The sequence below is a fragment of the Rhodococcus sp. WY5 genome (assembly GCF_018588185.1).
Lineage (GTDB): Bacteria > Actinomycetota > Actinomycetes > Mycobacteriales > Mycobacteriaceae > Rhodococcus_F > Rhodococcus_F qingshengii.
In genome coordinates this window covers 5,716,447-5,735,586 of record NZ_JAAMPR010000001.1, presented here as the reverse complement: position 1 = coordinate 5,735,586, position 19,140 = coordinate 5,716,447, and the positions used below count along the sequence as shown (strand labels likewise).

Here is a 19,140-nt window from a genome sequence, read left to right as displayed (position 1 = left end):
GTAGGCATGTGTGCATGGTTACTGCTGCTGCTTATGCCGCGACGTCCGCTGACGGTCCCCTCGAGAAGACCACTGTCGAACGCCGCGAGCTCGGTCCACTGGACATTCTCATCGACATCAAATTTGCCGGCATCTGCCATTCCGACATCCACACCGCTCGCAACGAGTGGGGCGGAGCGAAGTACCCGATCGTCCCCGGACACGAAATCGCCGGCGTCGTCGCCGCCGTGGGGTCCGATGTCACCAAGCACAAGGTCGGCGACCGAGTGGGCGTCGGCTGCTTCGTCGACTCGTGCGGGGAGTGCGACGCCTGCACCGCCGGTGAAGAGCAGTACTGCCGCAAGGGTGTGACGGGTACGTACAACGCCACCGGCCGCGACGGCGAGCGCACTCAGGGTGGCTACTCGACGCACATCGTCGTCACCGAGCACTTCGTGCTCTCGATCCCGGAGGGCATCGAACTCGACGTTGCAGCGCCGCTCCTGTGCGCGGGCATCACCTTGTACTCACCGCTGCGGCACTGGAATGCCGGCCCAGGCAAGAAGGTCGCCATCATCGGGTTCGGCGGCCTCGGTCACGTCGGTGTGAAGATCGCCAAGGCGCTCGGCGCGGAAGTCACCGTCCTGAGCCAGACGCTCGGCAAGAAGGAAGACGGCCTTCGTCTCGGTGCCGATCACTACTACGCGACCAACGACCGGGAGACGTTCAAGGCTCTTCGTGGCGAGTTCGACCTGATCCTCAACACGGTCTCGGTCAACCTCGACATCGATGCCTACATGTCCTTGCTCGCCATCAACGGCACTCTCGTCGAACTCGGCCTGCCCGAGAAGCCGATCGAAGTTCGAGCATTCTCGCTCGCCGCAAACCGTCGTAGCCTCGCCGGCTCCATGGTCGGAGGTATCCCGCAGACACAGGAGATGCTCGACTTCTGCGCCGAGCACGGCATCGGCGCAGAAATCGAACTGATCCCGGCGAGCGACATCAACGACGCTTACGAGCGCGTGATCAAGAGCGACGTCCGATACCGATTCGTGATCGACACCGCAACAATCTGACCCGCTCGATCCTGCTCAGTCGAATTGTTCGCGGAGCTCAGTCGAGTTGCTCGCGAAGATTACTCAGCGTCTTCGCGAGCAACCTCGACACGTGCATCTGGGACACACCTACTTTCTCGGCGATCTGTGTCTGCGTCAGATTTCCGAAGAATCTGAGCATCAACACCGTCCGCTCTCGCTCGGGCAGCTTGTCGAGAAGCGGACGCAACGCCTCGTGATTCTCGACGTTCTCGAGTGCTGCGTCGTAGTCACCGAGTGTTTCCACGAGCGGGAGATCGTCGGTGTGATTGGACGCGGCACCGTCGACCGAGACCGTCTGATACGCGTTGCCGGCGATCAAGGCCTGGGCAACTTCTTCGCGTTCGATCCCCAACGTCTCGGCCAACTCGTCGACGGTCGGCGCGTGCCCGAGCTGTTGTGACAGCTCGCTGATGGCCTGCCCGAGTTGGAAGTGCAACTCCTTCATCCGGCGGGGAACCCGCAATGCCCAACCGGTGTCGCGGAAGTGTCGTCGAACCTCGCCCATCACGGTGGGAACTGCGAAGGAGACGAAATCGGATCCGCGCGTGGAATCGAAACGGTCGACGGCGTTGACCAGACCGAGACGCGCCACCTGAACCAGATCGTCGTGTGCCTCGCCACGACCGTCGAATCGTCTGGCGATGTGCTCGGCCAACGGTAGGCATCTGGTGATGAGTGCAGTGCGCACTCGTTCGTACTCCGGGCTGTGGGGCTCGAGGGTCCGCAGTTCCTCGAAAACTGGTATTACGTCCCGATATTCGTCGGTGGACCGCCGACGCGGGCGTGACGGGCCGTCTGCGGAAGCGGTCACAGGCGCCCGCTGAGGGCCTTGGTGAACTTCATGGTGGTGATGTAGCCGACGCCGCCGAGGTTCTCTTCCTGGTCGAGCGAAATCGAATCGGTGAGTTCGGTGAGGATGTGCCACCCGAACGAACGCTGACTGCTGTCCTCGTACTCCGTGGTCGTCGTGGACACGGACACGTGCAATTGCGGCGGCGTGAAGACGAACCGACACACCAGAACCGAATCAGGCGCAGCGCGAACGATCAGATGCGTACAGATTTCGTCCATGGCCAGTTTGATGTCGGCGATGGCGTCGAGGTCGAAGTTTTCCTGAATGGCAACGGTGGCGGCCAGTGCACGCAAAATCGACAGCTGATCGAGAGTCGCTTGAATCCTCAACTCCACAACTGGCTGAGTCTGATCCTGATCGGGCTCGAGTGCGCTGAGGTGTGCCATAAGTTCTCCGGATCGTCGTACCAGGGGTCGCGGTGAAGTCTGGTGCCGAGAACGATACCCATCCCGACCTTCACAGTGACCCCCGAACACGAAATTTGGTCGATGGTGGTGCCGGGGTAAACGACACGATTCTGCTCACGACCGTTGGCGATCGCAACATCGGATTACCTCGCGGAACCGCAGACCAAACCACATTTTTGTTCGGAACACCGAAACGAATGGTCGCAACGCACTTGTGACGTCCGTCATGCTGGCGTACTGTTTCAAACCGAGGTTGAGCACACAGCCGATGAGGGATTTATCCGTATTTCTGGAGACCCGTTCATCGTGCGTCTCCTTCGGAGGTCCCTTCTCTTTTGCAGAGTGTAAACCGTTGCGGGATGGGAGAACCATGACTGTTGTTCCAGGATCATCTATTTCAGGCTTTACGAACGCGGCGAAGGGATCGGTAGACTACGGACCTCCCGCGACCGGGACAGCGACCGCATCGTTTCACGCGCACCGCATCAGTGCACACACCGCTGTGATCAAAGTTCGTGGTGAGATCGATCTGATGAGCGCCAATGCTTTTCGTGACTTCTTGACGTACCACGTGGCCGCGGACCGGACGCTGGTCGTCGATCTATCCGAACTCGAATTCATGGGGACGTGCGGCTTGTCCGTACTGTCGGTCCTGTCGACGCGATCACGCGACGTGGGCGGCACACTCGCGCTCGTCTGCGCCCGCCCGGTGCAAAGGTTGCTCAAAGCAGCTGGTCAGGAGTCGATGTTTGCCTGCTACGAGTCGCTCGATCATGCAATCGGACTCGAAGAGACCCGACGTTTCCCCGCTTGATCACGCAGTTTCAGTCCAAGCTTCGTGAAATCACCTTCGTGAAATCACCTTCGTGAATTCAGTTTCGTAGAGCCCGTCAGCGTCAGTGCACTTCACTTCGGTGAGTGCCCTTGTGTTGGCGGGCTCTCGGCGGTGCTGTGACGCAGCGGCCGTAGGTGCGGACCACTTCGGTGGCGACGTGATCCCACGAATACGATTCGCACGCTCGGGCCCGGCTCTGCCGTGCAAACGCCGCGCCTTCGTCCTCGTCGTCGAGAAGATGGCGGACTGCGCGCGCGGTTTCCACCGGGTTGTTGACCGGGACCCGACGCCCGGTGAGTCCGTCGATCACCGTATCCCGCAGTCCGCCAACAGGAGTCGCGACTACGGGAACTCCGCACGCCATTGCTTCCAGTGCCGCGATTCCGAACGGTTCGTATCGAGGGGTGCACACGAGGGCGTCGGCCGATCGCATCAGTTTCGGTAGTTGGCGGTGCGGAACCCGTCCCAACAATTGGACGCGATCTGCGACGCCGAGGCGCTCGGCGAGCTTGACCAAGCGGATCGCCACTTCGTCGGTGCTCAGTTGCGCGACGGGTGGCCCGCCGATCACCACCAACTCCGTATCCGGCAGCGAAGCCAGCGCGGCGACGGCAACATCGAAGCCCTTCTGCTCCACCAGTCTTCCGACGCAGATCAATCGATGCGGTGCGGTTTTCTTCGCGGCGGGTCCCTCCGGGGTGAATGCTTCGGTGTCCACGCCCGAGGGCACCATCGTGGTCCGTGATCGCGGTGATCCCTGCCGGACCAGATCGAAGATTTCGTCCGAACTGGTCGCGATGACATGGGTTGCGCCCCTGGCGATCAACGGTTCCAGGTGAGTCCGCTCCGAGGGGCTGTCGTCGGCTGCTCCGAGGTGGCGGTGCGCCGCAGATCCCAGGGAATGGAATGTCTGAAGTACGGGGATGCCGAGCGATCGGGTCGCGAGTTCCGTTGCCACACCGGACATCCAGAAGTGCGAGTGCACCACATCGGGTCGGTCGGTACTCCACTGAGCGCGCAGAATGCTGGCAAAGGTTCCCAGGTGAGGGAGGATGTCGGCATCCGGAAGAGCCTGCGTCGGGCCGGCCTCGAGATAGTCGACGGAGTACCCGGCGCGGGCGCGAACGCGGTCCGGCCCACCGACGTGGGCACGCCTGGTGAAGACGGTGACGTCGTGTCCGGCACGAACCAAGGCGGCAGACAGTTCGTCGACGTGCAGGTTCTGTGCACCGGCTGCCGAGCAGCCCACCGGTGCGAGTGGATCGGCGTTCACCGACACCATGGAGATCTTCAGCATTCGTCCGGGAGCCATAGCGGGCGAGTACTTCATCGGGTCCCCTCTCCACTTGATCGGTTCGTCTGGGGATACCCGGAGTCCGTGATCTGAACCGGGTTTCGACGCGGTCAGCGCTGGGCACATTCCAAACACGATGGCGAGGAGTGAGGTTCGATGACAGAACAAATGCTGGTCGACGCAACCGTCGGACTCGGGTTCGAGCGGTACGTACAACGGGTGGCGGTCGGTGTGGGGGCCGGCATCGAGCAGTGGTGTTGCAGGCGCGAGCACCCTCTGGAGGCTTACATCGCATTGGACCGAACTGTGCCGCGTTTCCCCGGGCGCGAGGTGGCTTTGCTGTGGGAGGAGACGTGCGGTTGGGCCCTGGCCGTGGAGACCAGATCAGGGGAGGACCTCATCGTTCTCGGATATCTGGGCGAACACGCAGTGCCGACCCCGGACGCCGTCGCCGATTTTGCCGCGACACTGGGTACGCGCAGCCCACACTGGGTCATGAACAGACCATTGGCGGATTCGGACGAGACCGCGCGAGAACTGCGGAGCTACTCCGGAAGTGCTTACGCCTGAACAGTATCGAGGTCCGATCGGCTCAGTTGACTACATCCAGGATGGGATCGAGAACCGGAGTCGCTGCAGCCTCGACGGCCGGATCGTCCATGAGCTTGAAAACGATGTGACCACCGAGCGCGCCACCGACACCGACCGCGGTGAGCCCCAGCACCGACAGCACTCGCGCCAGCGCGAGTGAGTCCTTTCCGCGTAGCCTGTACGACGCCGCAAAAGACCAGATCCCCACTGCATTCGACGCCGCGTGCACCAGCCCCACTCGGCGTGCGACGTCGCCACGTTCGGACCAGTCCAGCCATCCCGTCAGCAAAGCCGGCGGAGTCGAAACCAATCCGAGCCCGATCAGCCGTCGTGCAGTCTGCGGATCGCCTAGAACATCGAAGACCAACGAAGCCGTCCACGCGCCCGCGGGAATGGTCACGAGGGCAGGATGGATGGGATGCCCGACGGCGGCGCCGCGCAGAAGTGCGGCGACAGTGCGCGATCGGTCGGATCGCTCCGTGATCTCGAGGATTCTGCGCCTGAGGCCAGTGGACGGACCGTCCAGTCCGCGAGTGGATTCGATTCCGCGATAAAGAGTTCCGATGTCCATGTAATTCGGCTACCCGGCGTAGACGTCGGGAAACCTCGCGACGGCAGTGTCTTGTCGACCGTCATGCTCCGGCGTACGGTCGAAACGAAAGAGATCCGACCGGAGGAGCGAACGATGAAGCTCAATCTCTTTGCAGCGTGGGCGTCGTATTTCCTGGTGCTGGCCACAGTGGTCTGCCTCGGCAGTTTTCTGGTGGCGGCAGGTTCAGGCCAGGGTGGTTGGGCATTGATCGCCGGCCTCGCCGGCGTCGCGTGCATCGGCCTCGCGGTAGCCCTGTACGCCAGTACTGTGCGTCACGACCACAAAGTGCACCGCGAATCCCCACACCTGTTCTGATCAGGCCTGCTTCTGATCAAGACTGTGCGAGTCGTGCCTTCTCCGCCTCGATGTCGAAGTCGGCAGGGGGCCAGTCGAGATCGAGCTTTTCCAGAGCGTCGATCAGTAGCTCCGTGACCGCAATGCGGCTGTACCACTTCCGATCACACGGCACGACGTACCACGGCGCGTGCTCGGTCGACGTCTTGTCGAGCATTGCCTGATACGCCTGTTGATATGCAGGCCACAAACCGCGTTCGGTCACGTCGCCGGGGTTGTACTTCCAGTACTTGTCCGGGCGGTCGAGACGTTCTTCGAGTCGCTTCTTCTGCTCGTCGAGCGAGACGAACATCGCGACTTTCACGATGGTGGTTCCGGCGTCGACGAGTTCCTTTTCGAACTGGTTGATCTCGTCGTAGCGCTTGCTCCAGACATCCTCCGGGACAAGATCGTGGACGCGCACTACCAGGACGTCCTCGTAGTGGGAGCGATCGAACACACCGAGATAGCCGCCGCGGGGGAGTTCCTTCTTGATCCGCCAAAGGTAGTGATGTTGCTTTTCCTCTTCGGTCGGGACGCCGAAGGCCGCGTGCTGAACTCCCGAAGGATCCACGTGACCGATCACGTGTCGGACCATGCCGCCCTTGCCTGCGGTGTCCATTCCTTGCAGAACCAGCAGGACTGAACGACTGTCCCCGGACCGGCCGTTGGCGTACAGCAACTCCTGCAGGTCGGACAGAACCGCGCCGCGTTCCTCGAGCAGACGTTCGCCGTCAGCTTTGTTTCCGGTGAATCCCGGAGTGCTGTTGCGATCGAGTTGATCGAGTTCGAACCCGGGCTCCGCCCGCAGGGTCTTGGCGGCCGGTGTTTCCCACAGCGAGTCTTGTGCCATGCCGAAAGAGTGCCACAGGATCGCGCCCGGCGGCTCGAAAGTTCGGTCTCGGGCGAGTCAGTCCTCGGCAGGCTTGACGAGGGGATGCGGAACCGACTTGAACTTGGCCGGTGATCCGTTGACCGCAGCTATGCCGGTGATGCCGCCCCACGTCATCATCGTGAGGTAGTCGATCAGCGATTCCGCGGACATCGACTTGTTGGAGATCCACCAGTGCGTCGCGAGCTGAATTCCGCCCACGATCCCGAACGCCCACGGCAGCGAACCGCCGGAATCCATCTCCATCTCGCGAAGACGATTGCCCAACACCGTGGAGAGCAATTCGGCGATCATGCGCTCGGAATCGGCAACGACGTCGCGGTTGGCGCCGGCGCCGTTGGCCATGACGTAGAGGTAGATGTCGGGGTCGGATGCCACCGTCTCGACGTATGCGGTGATGCTCGCCTGGGTGAGTTCGAAATCGTCGAGATCGCCACTGATCGCTTCGTAGATACGCGGCGACAGGATGGTCTCGACGTACCGCATCATCGTGGCGGTGGTGAGGTCGCTCTTGTCGGCGAAGTATCGGTAGAGCACGGTCTTGGAGACACCGATCTCGGACGCGATCTCGTCCATGCCGATCTCACGGCCGCGCGCGCGGATGGCGGCGATGGTGCCGTCGACGAGTTCCTCGCGGCGAGCGATCTTGTGCTCACGCCAACGACGCTTACGACCGTCGGATTTCTCGGGCTTCGCATCAGCAACGACTGGGCCGTCTACCTGCTCGTTGTCCTGCACGGCATTCTTGGCCACGAGTCATCTCATATCTGTGGTGCGAGCCACGTCCGATCGGTCTACTTTCCGGTCCAGCTTAATGTCCGCGCCTTTATCTCGGGCACTCACATCCGCAGTTCGGGGGATTAGGTCCTGCAGAATCGGACTTCGTGTCGCTCGCGCTACGCCGCGTCACACCTTTCGGCACAATGGCGAGGGTGCAGCAACTGAGCCTCTCCGCCTTCGACGACGCCGCCAAGCGTCGGGACCTTCGCAAGATGAAGGTCTTCGCTACTGGCCTTCTGGGCTTCGCGACGGTGGTCTACATCTTCTGCCGGTGGCAGGAATCCCGCGGCGCCGGAGAGTGGGTCGGGTACGTCCGGGCCGCGTCCGAGGCGGGCATGGTCGGCGCGCTTGCCGACTGGTTTGCCGTCACCGCGCTCTTCCGTCATCCGATGGGCCTTCCCATCCCGCACACTGCCATCATCAAGCGTAAGAAAGACCAGCTCGGAGCCAGCCTGAGCTCATTCGTCGGTCAAAACTTCCTGGCTCCCGAGGTTGTGTCGGCCAAGGTGCAGCAGGCGCAGATTCCGCTGCGGCTCGGAACGTGGATGGCCGAACCTGCCAACGCCGCTCGCGTCGCCGCCGAGACGTCGACGGTCTTGCGCGGCATGGTCGAGGTTCTTCGCGACGAGGACATCGCCCAGATCATCGACAACACGATCGTGAAGCGTCTGGCCGAGCCCATGTGGGGACCGCCGATCGGCCGAGTGCTCGGTGAACTTCTCAAGGACAACAAGCAACTGCCGATCATCGAATTGCTTGCCGAGCGGGCACATCAGTGGGCTCTCGGCAGCCAGGAGACGATCGATCGTGTGATCGTTCGCGATTCGCCCGCGTGGTCGCCGAAGTTCGTCGACGCCATGCTGGGGGAGAAGATCTACAAGGAACTAGTCGAGTTCACCTGGAAGGTCCGTTCCAACCCCGAACACGAGGTACGCCTCGCCGCCAACCGCTTCCTGATCGACTTCGCCGATGATCTGCAGAACGACCCGGAGACCATCAAGAAGGCCGAGGGGATCAAGGCCGAGATCATGGGTCGCGAGGAAGTGACGGGTCTGGCGTCGTCGACATGGCAGGTTGCCAAGCGGCTCATCATGGAGTCCGTCGACGATCCGAACAGCACCCTGCGGACCAAGGTCGCCGAGAACGTCGCCGGCTTCGGAGTCAGGCTGCGTGACGACGAGTCCATGCGTGAGAAGGTCGACGGCTGGCTGGTGCAGGGCACCAAGTACATCGCGGAGAACTACACCGACGAGATCACTGGAGTCATCAGTGACACCGTCGAGCGGTGGGACGCCGACGAAGCGAGCCAGAAGATCGAGTTGCAGGTCGGTCGAGATCTTCAGTTCATCCGTATCAACGGCACCGTTGTGGGCTCGATCGCCGGACTGCTGATCTACACGATTTCGACGCTCATCTTCGGCTGAGCTGTCCGGTATGTGACGTCCACCACGAGTGCTAGCAGTAGTGCTTGCAATAGTTAGCACCCTCTCCTATCCTGGGAAATGTCCACTGGAAAGGGAGGACGCAATGCCAGCGAAGTCGACGAACTCCGATGACGGAGATCGTGAATCATCCGGTGCCGCAGCCGGAGCAAGCGACTTGGCAGCTCGCGTCGTCAGCTCTGCGGCACACGACATCGGGGGGTTCATTCGTGCACAGCGGGAAGCCGCCCAAGTTTCGATGCGCCAACTCGCTCAACTCGCCGGCGTCAGCAATCCGTATCTGAGTCAGATCGAACGCGGATTGCGCAAACCGTCGGCGGACGTACTGGCGCAAATCGCCAAGGGCCTTCGAGTCTCATCAGAAGTGCTGTACGTCCAAGCGGGATATCTCGAGCAACGCCCGCACAGTCCCATCAGGGACGCGGTGTTGGCCGAGACGGCCATCAACGAACGGCAGAAGCAAGTACTGCTCGAAATCTACGACTCGTTCTGTCGCGAGAACGAGTCGTCAAGACCAGCCGCAGCGCCCGATTTCGCTGAATCGGCCGCAATTCCAGACACCGAGACTTCACTAGGAGAACAAGATGACTGACAAGAACGCCATCGACAGCGTCAAGACCTCGCTCTACGCCGCCGTCGGCGCAGGCGACCTGGTTGTCCAGGCCGTGGCCGATGTAGTTGCTCAGGTTCGTGAGCGCGCCGAGAACACCCAGGGCGATGTCAACGGCCGTGTCGACGGTGCTCGCGAGAAGCTCGCTTCCGTCCAGGGTGACGTTGCCGAGAGCGTCGATGCGCTGCGCGAGCGTCTCGCCGGCCTGCCGTCCGAGCTGCCCGAAGAGCTTGCCGAGCTGCGCGAGAAGTTCTCACCCGAGGAACTCCGCAAGGTCGCCGAGGCATACCTCAAGGTTGCCGGAGATCTGTACAACTCCCTCGCAGAACGTGGCGAAGACGCAGTCGAGCGCATCCGCAAGCAGCCCGCAGTCGAAGAAGGCATCGCTGCTGCAGAGTCGGCACTCGGCGACGCCGTCGAGCTGACCGAAGACGCACTCGGAACCGTTGCTCGTCAGACGCGCGCCGTGGGCGAGCAGGCTGCCAAGCTGGCCGGCCGCGCTGCCGGACGCATCTCCGACACCGCAGAAGAGGTCGGCGAGAAGATCTCTGACGCCGGTGAGAAGATCGCCGACGCAGGCGACGAGGCTGCACTGAAGGTCCTCGACCTCGGTGACCAGGCTGACGAGGCTTCCAAGGAAGCTGCCGCTCGCGTGACCGCTGCTGCTTCCGACGTCCAGGAGCGCGCGACCACCGCCGCGAAGAAGGCCGCTCCGGCCAAGGCTGCACCCGCCAAGGCTGCTCCGGCCAAGGCCACCGCACCGGCTCCGGCCAAGAAGGCTGCTCCGGCCAAGAAGGCCTGATTTGCCCAGCTCCACCTGACGAAGGCTCCCGCGCTCAGCCGAGTGTGGGAGCCTTCGTGTTCGTCGGGAACCGGATGAGAACTTAGGATGTAGTTGTGACTCAAGTCGATGGGCTAGTCGGTCTGATCTTTCTCGCACTCAAAGTGCTCGCATTGGTGGGTGCTGTCTACGCGATCGTTCATGCCGTCAGGCAGCGTCCTGACGCTTTCACCGCGGTCAACAAATTGACCAAGCCGATCTGGCTGGGAATTCTGATCGTCGCGGCATTGATTCTCTTGGCGACGTCCCCTGTCGGGCTCCTGGGCATCATCGCGGTCGTTGCAGTGTGCGTGTATCTCGTCGACGTTCGCCCGCGGGTGGACGACATTCAGCACGGCGGTTCTCGCTGGTAGTTTGCCGCACTCCCGCTCATTCCGAGCCGTGGTTCCCGGCTCATGGTGTGCTGCCCCACTCTTCTCTCCAACGCTGACAACGGGCGTTGTTCGAGTGATAGTGTCGGTTAACGGCAGTCACACATAGATTGCATCCGTCTGTCGTCAGCAGCAGTCAGGGGTAAATGCATGTCCAGTCGTTCGCGCACCACAGAGCTTCGAGTACTGGCAGGCGCCGTCGGAGTGGGAGCACTCGTCGCGGCCGTCGCTGGGATCCGTCATCGGCGATCCACGCGTGGGTTGACTCTGTCGAGCGACGTCGAGCCCAATGCACTCCTGAAGACTCCGACTCTCAAAGCTGACATCAGCGAACTGACCACCGACGACGGTGCGATCATCAATGTCCGGGCTTACGGTCCCGTCGACGGCGATCCGATCGTTCTCAGTCACGGCTGGACGTGCTCCACCGAATTCTGGTACCCGCAGGTCAATGCGCTTGCCGGCGAATATCGGGTCATCACCTACGATCAGCGCGGTCACGGCCGCAGCACCGTCGGCAATCTTCCGCTCGGCCCGGACGTCCTTGCCGACGATCTCTCTGCAGTGCTGGCGGCCACCGTTCGTGAGGACAAGAAGGCCGTCATCGTCGGTCACAGCATGGGCGGGATGAGCATCATCGCCTGGGCGGGTCGTCACCCCGACGAGGTCAAGAAGTACGCGTCGGCGGTCATGCTCGCGAGCACCGCGAGCGAAAGGTTGATCGCCGAGACCACGGTCATCCCACTGCCCAATCGTTTCCCTCGCGTGCCGGTCCCCGTGGGCCGCGCCATCCTCAGTTCGCCCGTTCCGTTCGTCTCCTCGGGCGCCATGACGAAGGCGATCCAGTACGTCTCGATGTCACCGAACGCGACCAAGGCCGAGATTCAGTTCTGCGAGAACATCGTTCGTGAGTGCAAGCCCCGCATCCGTGGAGGTTGGGGAGCAGCGCTGAGCACCCTCGACATTCACGAGGGACTCGACAATCTCGAAGTGCCGACCACCGTGCTCGTCGGTTCGCTCGACCGGCTCACTCCGCCGGTCCATGCGCGCAAGCTTGCGCAGGTCCTCGACGACGCCGGCAACCTCGAACGATTAATCGTGTTGCCGGGCGTCGGTCACATGTCGTCGATCGAGAACATCGACGAGTTCGACAAGGAAATCGTGCGACTGCGCAATCTCTAGCGCAACGCAGCTCTAGCTGAAGACGACCGTCTTGCGCCCGTGGACAAGCACACGATCCTCGAGGTGCCAGCGCAGTCCGCGGGAGAGTACGAGCTTTTCGATGTCTCGACCCTGACGGACCATGTCGGCGACATCGTCGGCGTGGTCCACACGGATCACGTCCTGCTCGATGATCGGACCGGCATCGAGTTCGGCGGTCACGTAGTGGCAGGTGGCGCCGATCAACTTCACGCCGCGGGCGAACGCCTGGTGATAGGGGCGGGCACCGATGAACGACGGCAAGAAGCTGTGGTGGATGTTGATCGCGCGCCCGGCCCAGTGCTCGCACAGTGATTCGGGCAGCACCTGCATGAATCGGGCAAGAACCACGGCGTCGGGATTGTGAGCGTCGACCAGGGCGCGGACCTTCGCGAAGGACGGTCCCCGTTCTGCCGGGTCCTTGGCGAACGGAACATGGTGGAAGTCGATCCCGTGGCGCTCGGTGACACTGCGCAGATCTTCGTGGTTTCCGATGACGGCGCTGATTTCTGCGGGGAGTTCCCCACCCGCGGCGCGGCCAAGGAGGTCATGCAAGCAGTGACCTTCCTTGCTCACGAGCAACACGATCTTCTTGGGTGCGCCGGAGTCGTGAAGAGTCCACTCGGTTTCCGGACCGATCTCGGCCGCAACAGCTTTGAACCGTTCACGAAGCTCGTCGATGCTCATGCTCACCGACGATGCACGGACCGCCTGACGCGTGAAGAACCATCCGGTGTCGGCATCGGCGTGGTATGCGGCCTCCACGATCCATCCACCGACGTCGGTGAGAAAGGTCGAGATGCGTGCGACGATGCCCGTGGTGTCGGGGCAGCCGAGGGACAGAACATAGCGACGATCATCGATCGATGGTGCAGCGGTCATGCGGCCTAGTCTCTCAGGTGCGGCTGCAGCGACGGTCGCGTGGTGGTGTGCCAAGCTTTCCAACATGTCTGAAGCTGCACTCACTCGTTCCCAGGTTGCCGCGATGGTGGACCACACTCTCCTCAAACCCGAAGCCACCGCGGCCGATGTGACCGCCCTGATCGACGAAGCACGCAGCCTCGGTGTGCTGGCTGTCTGTGTCTCGCCGTCGATGTTGCCGATTCGCGCCGAGGGACTTGTGACGGCGGCCGTCGTCGGATTCCCGTCGGGGAAGCATCATTCGCTGGTCAAGGGTGCTGAAGCGCGACTGGCCGTCGATCAAGGCGCAGCCGAGATCGACATGGTCATCGACGTAGGAGCGGCGGTCGCCGGCGACTACAGCGCGGTGTTGGCCGATATTCTCACCGTCCGCGAGGCGATGGGGGAGAGTGCGATCCTCAAAGTGATCCTCGAAACCGCAGCGCTGTCCGACGAGGCCATCGTCGAATGTTGCCGCGCAGCTGTGCGTGCCGGGGCGAACTTCGTCAAGACCTCCACCGGCTTCCACCCCGCGGGTGGAGCGACGGTCGAGGCCGTCGCACTGATGGCGCAGACGGTCGGCCCGGGCGTGGGAGTCAAGGCCAGTGGCGGAATACGTACGACGCAGGCAGCGCTCGACATGATCGCGGCCGGCGCCACCCGCCTCGGACTATCCGGAAGTCGAGCAGTATTGGACGGTCTGGCCGACTAGGTCAGCAGGCCGCAGCTGTCCGGAACCGCCGAGGTGTTCTGGTTGTTCGCGTCGGCGACGGGCATGGCGTAAGCGCCGCCCTCCAACGAGATCAGGATAGCGTCGTCGGTGACGGTCAGCTTCGTGGGCTTCATGTCCAGCGGGTAGGTCTGCAGGCTGTCGGTGAGTGTCTGGACGATGCCGTCGACCAGATCGGTCGGCAGACCCAATCCGAGAATCTCGGCGCCGACGGTCTGGACGTCGACCACACCGTTGGTGACGGTGGGCTTGACCGTGAGCTTCGCGAGCCCGACCGGACCGACGTCGAACGCGAGTGTTCCGGCGCTCGAGTCGGCGGTGACGCCGGAGACGAGCCCGCCGAAGGTCTGTTCCTGCAAGGTGGCGAGAATGCCTGCGGTAGACCAGGTGACGTCGGCGCTGGAGCTGCCGATGGTGCCGCTGTTGCCCGCCGAGGGCTGCAAGTTGATGTCGTTCACCTTCGCGTGAACCTGCATTCCCGTTGCGGGGCCGAACGAAGAGTCGTCACTGTCGATGCTGATGTACGGCACCTTCTTGTCGACTGCCTGCAGGAGTACGGGCTTCCAGCTCAACCCGACGTCGACCTGGGATCCCAGTTCGCTCTGGAACTGATCGGCCATGCAGGTCTTCACCTGGTTGCGTACGTACAGTTCTCCACCGACGAGCGCCGCGACGAGTACGGCGATCACCACGAGAAGGATGATGAGCACTCGGTTGCGCGGACGAGGGTTGTTCGCTGCGACAGTCATTCGCCAGATTCTTCCCGACGAGTCTGAACGAACTCTGTGAATACGCACTTCCTCATTCCTGTGATGCGCGACACACTCGCCCGTAGTCTGTTCGAAACGGCGTTTTCGACGGTCACCGGAGGTGGTCATGGCTTCGGACTACGAATCACTCGAGCTGCTGGCGCTGCGACAGTGCGGATTTGTCACGGCTCTCCAGGCATCCGAACTGGGTTTCGGTCTGGCGTTGATGGAAGAAATGACGGAATCCGGAACATGGACATGTGAGTGTCGCGGACTTTTTCGCCTCGAACGCGTCAGACATACCGCCTTGGACGAGTTCGCGAAGTGGTGCACGTGGTTCGCCGGTAGCGCCACCGTCTCGCACTACAGTGCCGCAGATCTGCATGGCCTCGGGCACCTGCAACCTCGCTTCATTCACCTCTCCGTTGCGCACCCTCTCGCGGCGCCGACCCGTCAGGTAGCGCTGCACCGACTGCCGCTCGCGGACGACGAGTGTGAACAGATCGGGCCCATCCGCATCACCACGCCTTTGCGTACCGTGCACGACCTCGCTTCCGGTGGAATTTCTCAAGTCCTGCTCAACGAAGTAGTCGCCGATGCGGTCGCGATAGGTCGACTGGACGCGCACGAGCTGTATCTCTCGTGTGAGAACGCGAGCGTCGACGTTGCTGTTCGGGTCGAGTTGGCTCTGGCCGCAAGCCTGTAGCCGAGAGAGATCTTCGAGGCTCCTGCGACCTTCTGGCATCACGCCCGAAATCGAATATGACGCCGATATCAGAGATTTGTAAATCGCTATTTTCGGGCGACTGTTTTGTCTTTAGCGCAGGTAAGAACGCATCCAGATGTGCGGTTCGGGACGTTCAGCCCACTGTTATTGCAGTTCGGCGATGTCGCCGATGAACTAAATCTGCGAAAAGCGTAGTTACTTTACAGTCAATGGGATAACGTCACGGCATCGAAAGCAGACGGACGCTTGTCCTGGACGCCTGTCTGCCCCGTTGTCGAGAGGGATCTGGATGTCCGTGAGTGGTGTTCGTCGTGTTGTCGGTGGGTTGAGTGTTTTTGCTGTTTCTGCGGGCTTCGCGGTGGTTGCGGGCGTCGGGGTTGCTGGTGCGGCTCCGGTGACGGCGGAGTTCAATTCGAGTGGTTACAAGATCACACGAACGATCAGTAACGCGACGCCGTCGGAAGGTGATGTGATCACCTCTACGACAGTGTTCAAGCGGACCGACTTTGTGGTCAATTACCTCTACGCGGTTCGGGATTTTCATCCGTCGTGCATGACGTATGTCGAGGGCTCGGCGAGGGTGAACGGGAAGGCCTATTCCCCGGAAACGCCGGTGAGCGCTGATTCTGTGCGTGTGAGCGCGAGCATCACGGATTGGCCGTTGTATCAGAACAATACGAAGTCGTTCGAGTTTCAGTATCGGGTCGGCGCAGGATGTGAGCGCGGGACCGATCTGGCAAGCACAGTGCATTTCGACGGTTCGGCTTGGGTGAATGACACGACAAATGGTCGTGGTCCTTCGGTCAACATTCAGAAGAACGTCTCGACGACAGCACTTGCGCCCGTCGGTGGCGCTCAGGTGGGGCAACCGGTGACGCTGAGCGCGACGGTGACCGGTGGTGCCGACGGTGATTCGGTGGAGTTCTTCGACGCCGCCACCAAGATTGGTGCGGGTACCCTCGCCAATGGTGTTGCAACACTTGCCTGGACACCGACCACCCGTGGAGACCACTCGATCACAGCGAAGTTCGCCGACACGGCGCGTGCCGTCGGCTCCGCTTCGGCAGCGCTGATCGTGAACGTTTCGCAGGCCGATGCTCAGTCCAGCACGACTCTGGCGCCGATCTCGGGCGCGCAGGTCGGCAAGTCGACCAATCTCAAAGCGACTGTGTCCGCGTCGGGCACCGGTGGAACGGTCACGTTCAAGGTCGGCGGAACGGTGCTCGCTTCGGTGCCGGTGGCAGGCAACGGTGAAGCGACCTATGCCTGGGTTCCGACGGTCGCCGGTGCACAGACGGTGGAAGCCGTATTCGCCGGTCGATCCGGTGTCACCGGGTCGAGTACCACCGCGAATGTGACAGTCGCCGAACAGCCCGCCGGAACAACAAGCTCCACAACAGATCTCAGCGTAGTAGCGGGCCAGGTCGGCGTTGCCCAGACGATCTCCGCTCAAATCAGCCCCGCCAATGCGGGTGGCACAGTCACCTTCAAGGACGGCGAGACCGTCATCGGCACGGCCACGGTCGATTCATCCGGAAAGGCCAGCCTTTCGTGGAAGCCCGCAACTCAAGGGCAGCGAGTTGTCGCGGCGGAGTACTCGGGCGCCGGCACGGTGACGGCATCGTCCGATCAGGTCTCCGTCCAGATCGCCGCACCCGTCGACGGTGAAGAACCAGGCAACGGCACCGGTTCGCTCGGCAGCCTCGGCAACATCTTCGGCTCCTAGCAATCGATACCCGGTGATGCCCCGCCCGCTTCAGGTGGTGGGGCATCACCCATATCCCTCACTTCTCGAGAAGGAAAATCTATGTCTGTAGGTTCTGCACGTCGTGCAGTTGCAGGTCTGAGTGTGTTTGCTGTTGCTGCGGGTTTCGCGGTGGTTGCGGGTGTCGGGGTTGCGGGAGCTGCGCCGGAGACACCGGGTTCGTTGACGTGGAATGCGAACAACTACGAATACACGCGGACGATCAGCAATGTGACTCCGTCCGAGGGCGAGACGATCACCGTGAAGACTGTGTTCAAGCGGAAGAACATCGTCGTGGATTACCTGTATGCGATCAAGGATGTTCATCCGACATGTCTGACGTACGTCGAGGGTTCAGCGAAGGTGAATGGTTCGACGCGGAGTGTCGAGTCCAAGGGTGCTGATTTTGTTCGTGTGAAGGGGTCACTGACAGAGTGGCCGCTGTACAACAACGACTCGAAGACTTTCGAGTTCAAGTACACGGTGGGCGCGGATTGTGCGCGTGAGGTGCCGTTGGATACTTCGGTGCATTACAACGCGTCAGTGACGAGTTCCGATTTCCAGAACAAGGGCCCGGCGGTGACGGTGTCGAAGAACATTTCGACGACGACGCTGTCACCGACCAGTGGCGTGAAGTTGGGACAACTTGTTCCGCTGAGCGCGACGGTGACCGGTGGTGCCGACGGTGATTCGGTGGAGTTCTTCGACGGTGCCACCAAGGTCGGTGCGGGCGCGCTCGCCAATGGTGTTGCAACGCTTGCCTGGACACCGGCTGACGTCCGAACCCACAGCGTGACGGCCAAGTATCTCGGTAATGCAAAGGTGGCGACCTCCACGTCGTCAGCTTTCGACGTCGTAGTGTCCGAAGCGGACAAGAGCACTGCAACCGCGATCACCGGTCCCGCAAGTGCAGTTGCAGGTGAGTCCGTGACCGTCGAGGCTACGGTGTCGCCCACTCCGGCGGGTGGCACGGTGCAGTTCAAGGACGGTGCAACCGACGTCGGCGGCGCCGTTCCCGTCGATGCCAACGGCAAGGCTTCGCTGACGAATTCCTATGTAGTCGGAGCGCATTCGATCGTGGCGGTGTACTCCGGTTCCGGTGTCTACCAGACTTCGACATCGGCGCCACATGCGCTGACAGTCGCTCCGGTGGTGGTCGAGGAGAACACAACGACTACCCTCGTCGGCCCGTCGACAGGTTCGACAGGGGAGGCCTTGTCGTTCACTGCCTCCGTCTCGACCGGTGCTGCAGGCGGAACCGTGCAGTTCAAGGAAGGTGGCAGGGATCTGGGATCCCCGGTTCCCGTGGATGCCTCAGGTAAGGCAACAACCACGCCGACCTTCAACGTGGCGGGTGAGTACGGCATCACCGCAGTGTTCTCGGGTTCGGGTAACTACTTGGGTTCGACATCGAACGCCCAGACCGTGAACGTCAAGGCGCCGGCTCCCACCGACCAGCAGACCCAGACGGTCTTGACCGTTCCGGCGGATGCAAAAACCGGTACGGCAGTTGGTCTGTCCGTAACTGTCACGCCGACGCCGGTGGGCGGCACAGTGCAGTTCAAGGACGGCTCGGGCAATCTCGGCTCGCCGGTGCCGGTCGTCGAGGGCAAGGCGTCGATCATGCACGAGTTCGCGAGCGTCGGCACGCACGACATCACGGCCGTCTACTCGGGTGCAACAGGATCCCTCACCTCTACCTCGGCCGCTCAGTCGGTTTCGGTCACGGCTCCGGCCGCGGAGGATCAGGAAACGTCCATCACCGTGAGCGCTCCGGCGTCAGCGGTCAAGGGCGCGAAGGTCGATCTTGTTGCGGCAGTGGTACCTACGCTCAGCGCAGGAACGGTCCAGTTCATGGACGGAACCACCCCGATCGGTGGACCGGTTGCGGTGGTGAACGGTAAGGCCACGCTCTCGCACACCTTCACTGAACTCGGAGATCGCCGAATCACCGCGGTGTTCAGTGGAACTGACGGCTATCTCGGTTCCGAGACCCAGGCCGCAGTCACCGTCAAGGTAACGGCAGCGTCCGACGGCGGCGATCCCGGCAACGGCGGCAGTTCGACCGGTTCACTGGGAAGCCTGGAAAACATCTTCGGGTCCTAGCCCGACGCCTGCACACGGACGCCCCGCCGCGGAGAACGCCTCCGCGGCGGGGCGTTTCCCGTCTGTG

General features: G+C 62.1%; 21 protein-coding genes. 13 read left to right on the top strand and 8 right to left on the bottom strand.

What is annotated here, in order from left to right:
- The first annotated feature begins 14 nt into the window (after positions 1-14).
- A complete protein-coding gene (locus tag G4D79_RS26415; RefSeq protein WP_042452947.1) occupies positions 15-1,055 on the top strand; it encodes an NAD(P)-dependent alcohol dehydrogenase in 1,041 nt (346 codons plus the stop codon).
- A 37-nt stretch (positions 1,056-1,092) separates the two neighbouring features.
- On the opposite strand, the gene G4D79_RS26410 is transcribed toward G4D79_RS26415, so the two are convergent.
- Positions 1,093-1,887, bottom strand: a complete 795-nt coding sequence (locus G4D79_RS26410; RefSeq protein ID WP_003941515.1) for an RNA polymerase sigma factor SigF — start codon at positions 1,885-1,887, stop codon at positions 1,093-1,095.
- Positions 1,884-2,315 (bottom strand): ATP-binding protein, encoded by a 432-nt coding sequence (locus G4D79_RS26405; RefSeq protein ID WP_003941553.1) that lies wholly within the window; start codon positions 2,313-2,315, stop codon positions 1,884-1,886. Before G4D79_RS26405 ends, G4D79_RS26410 begins: the two co-directional genes overlap by 4 nt.
- A 247-nt stretch (positions 2,316-2,562) precedes the next feature.
- Between G4D79_RS26405 and G4D79_RS35050 the strand changes: the two genes are divergently transcribed.
- Complete coding sequence (locus G4D79_RS35050; protein ID WP_308216553.1) at positions 2,563-3,150, top strand: STAS domain-containing protein; 588 nt, start codon at positions 2,563-2,565, stop codon at positions 3,148-3,150.
- A gap of 82 nt (positions 3,151-3,232) precedes the next feature.
- Here the strand turns inward: G4D79_RS35050 and G4D79_RS26395 are convergent, their stop codons facing one another.
- A complete protein-coding gene (locus tag G4D79_RS26395) occupies positions 3,233-4,501 on the bottom strand; it encodes a glycosyltransferase (protein WP_003941555.1) in 1,269 nt (422 codons plus the stop codon).
- A 120-nt stretch (positions 4,502-4,621) separates the two neighbouring features.
- Here G4D79_RS26395 and G4D79_RS26390 point away from each other — a divergent pair, with 120 nt between their 5' ends.
- Positions 4,622-5,035 carry a DUF6292 family protein gene (locus G4D79_RS26390; protein ID WP_003941464.1) on the top strand — a complete coding sequence of 138 codons (414 nt, stop codon included), beginning with the start codon at positions 4,622-4,624 and terminating at the stop codon, positions 5,033-5,035.
- A 22-nt stretch (positions 5,036-5,057) separates the two neighbouring features.
- Here G4D79_RS26390 and G4D79_RS26385 read toward each other — a convergent pair whose 3' ends face one another.
- Entirely contained in the window at positions 5,058-5,627 is a 570-nt protein-coding gene (locus tag G4D79_RS26385; RefSeq protein WP_214514554.1) for a DUF2231 domain-containing protein, read from the bottom strand.
- 114 nt (positions 5,628-5,741) lie between these two features.
- On the opposite strand from G4D79_RS26385, the gene G4D79_RS26380 reads away from it, so the two are divergent.
- Positions 5,742-5,963 carry a hypothetical protein gene (locus G4D79_RS26380; RefSeq protein WP_039973486.1) on the top strand — a complete coding sequence of 74 codons (222 nt, stop codon included), beginning with the start codon at positions 5,742-5,744 and terminating at the stop codon, positions 5,961-5,963.
- Positions 5,964-5,979: 16 nt separating this feature from the next.
- Here the strand turns inward: G4D79_RS26380 and G4D79_RS26375 are convergent, their stop codons facing one another.
- Together G4D79_RS26375 and G4D79_RS26370 are read right to left on the bottom strand one after the other, a co-directional pair.
- Complete coding sequence (locus G4D79_RS26375) at positions 5,980-6,834, bottom strand: polyphosphate kinase 2 family protein (protein WP_054827968.1); 855 nt, start codon at positions 6,832-6,834, stop codon at positions 5,980-5,982.
- Between the two features lie 57 nt (positions 6,835-6,891).
- Positions 6,892-7,626, bottom strand: coding sequence for a TetR/AcrR family transcriptional regulator (locus G4D79_RS26370; protein ID WP_003941527.1), 735 nt, complete (start codon positions 7,624-7,626; stop codon positions 6,892-6,894).
- 170 nt (positions 7,627-7,796) lie between these two features.
- Between G4D79_RS26370 and G4D79_RS26365 the strand changes: the two genes are divergently transcribed.
- The 5 genes from G4D79_RS26365 to G4D79_RS26345 all read left to right on the top strand — a co-directional run bounded on the left by G4D79_RS26365 (position 7,797) and on the right by G4D79_RS26345 (position 12,099).
- Positions 7,797-9,077: a DUF445 domain-containing protein gene (locus tag G4D79_RS26365; RefSeq protein ID WP_020968906.1), complete on the top strand. Its 1,281-nt coding sequence runs from the start codon at positions 7,797-7,799 to the stop codon at positions 9,075-9,077.
- Between the two features lie 103 nt (positions 9,078-9,180).
- A complete protein-coding gene (locus tag G4D79_RS26360; protein ID WP_003941483.1) occupies positions 9,181-9,687 on the top strand; it encodes a helix-turn-helix domain-containing protein in 507 nt (168 codons plus the stop codon).
- Entirely contained in the window at positions 9,680-10,507 is an 828-nt protein-coding gene (locus G4D79_RS26355) for a heparin-binding hemagglutinin (RefSeq protein WP_003941552.1), read from the top strand. The genes G4D79_RS26360 and G4D79_RS26355 overlap by 8 nt, the downstream gene beginning before the upstream one ends.
- A 95-nt stretch (positions 10,508-10,602) precedes the next feature.
- The gene (locus tag G4D79_RS26350; RefSeq protein WP_003941505.1) at positions 10,603-10,899 is read left to right on the top strand and encodes a DUF2516 family protein; all 297 of its coding nucleotides are present in this window, start codon (positions 10,603-10,605) and stop codon (positions 10,897-10,899) included.
- Between the two features lie 168 nt (positions 10,900-11,067).
- Positions 11,068-12,099: an alpha/beta fold hydrolase gene (locus tag G4D79_RS26345; RefSeq protein ID WP_021333908.1), complete on the top strand. Its 1,032-nt coding sequence runs from the start codon at positions 11,068-11,070 to the stop codon at positions 12,097-12,099.
- A gap of 12 nt (positions 12,100-12,111) precedes the next feature.
- Here G4D79_RS26345 and purU read toward each other — a convergent pair whose 3' ends face one another.
- Complete coding sequence (gene purU, locus G4D79_RS26340) at positions 12,112-12,999, bottom strand: formyltetrahydrofolate deformylase (protein ID WP_214514553.1); 888 nt, start codon at positions 12,997-12,999, stop codon at positions 12,112-12,114.
- 64 nt (positions 13,000-13,063) lie between these two features.
- Between purU and deoC the strand changes: the two genes are divergently transcribed.
- Positions 13,064-13,729, top strand: coding sequence for a deoxyribose-phosphate aldolase (gene deoC / locus G4D79_RS26335; protein ID WP_047268935.1), 666 nt, complete (start codon positions 13,064-13,066; stop codon positions 13,727-13,729).
- Here deoC and G4D79_RS26330 read toward each other — a convergent pair.
- The gene (locus G4D79_RS26330) at positions 13,726-14,496 is read right to left on the bottom strand and encodes a DUF2993 domain-containing protein (RefSeq protein WP_075835195.1); all 771 of its coding nucleotides are present in this window, start codon (positions 14,494-14,496) and stop codon (positions 13,726-13,728) included. The two genes, deoC and G4D79_RS26330, sit on opposite strands and share 4 nt — an antisense overlap.
- Positions 14,497-14,623: 127 nt before the next feature.
- Between G4D79_RS26330 and G4D79_RS26325 the strand changes: the two genes are divergently transcribed.
- From G4D79_RS26325 to G4D79_RS26315, 3 genes are all read left to right on the top strand, one after another.
- Positions 14,624-15,202 carry a hypothetical protein gene (locus G4D79_RS26325; protein WP_003941523.1) on the top strand — a complete coding sequence of 193 codons (579 nt, stop codon included), beginning with the start codon at positions 14,624-14,626 and terminating at the stop codon, positions 15,200-15,202.
- Between the two features lie 310 nt (positions 15,203-15,512).
- The gene (locus tag G4D79_RS26320) at positions 15,513-16,949 is read left to right on the top strand and encodes an Ig-like domain-containing protein (protein WP_250887578.1); all 1,437 of its coding nucleotides are present in this window, start codon (positions 15,513-15,515) and stop codon (positions 16,947-16,949) included.
- Between the two features lie 81 nt (positions 16,950-17,030).
- Positions 17,031-19,073 (top strand): Ig-like domain-containing protein, encoded by a 2,043-nt coding sequence (locus G4D79_RS26315; protein WP_214514552.1) that lies wholly within the window; start codon positions 17,031-17,033, stop codon positions 19,071-19,073.
- Positions 19,074-19,140: the final 67 nt, after the last annotated feature.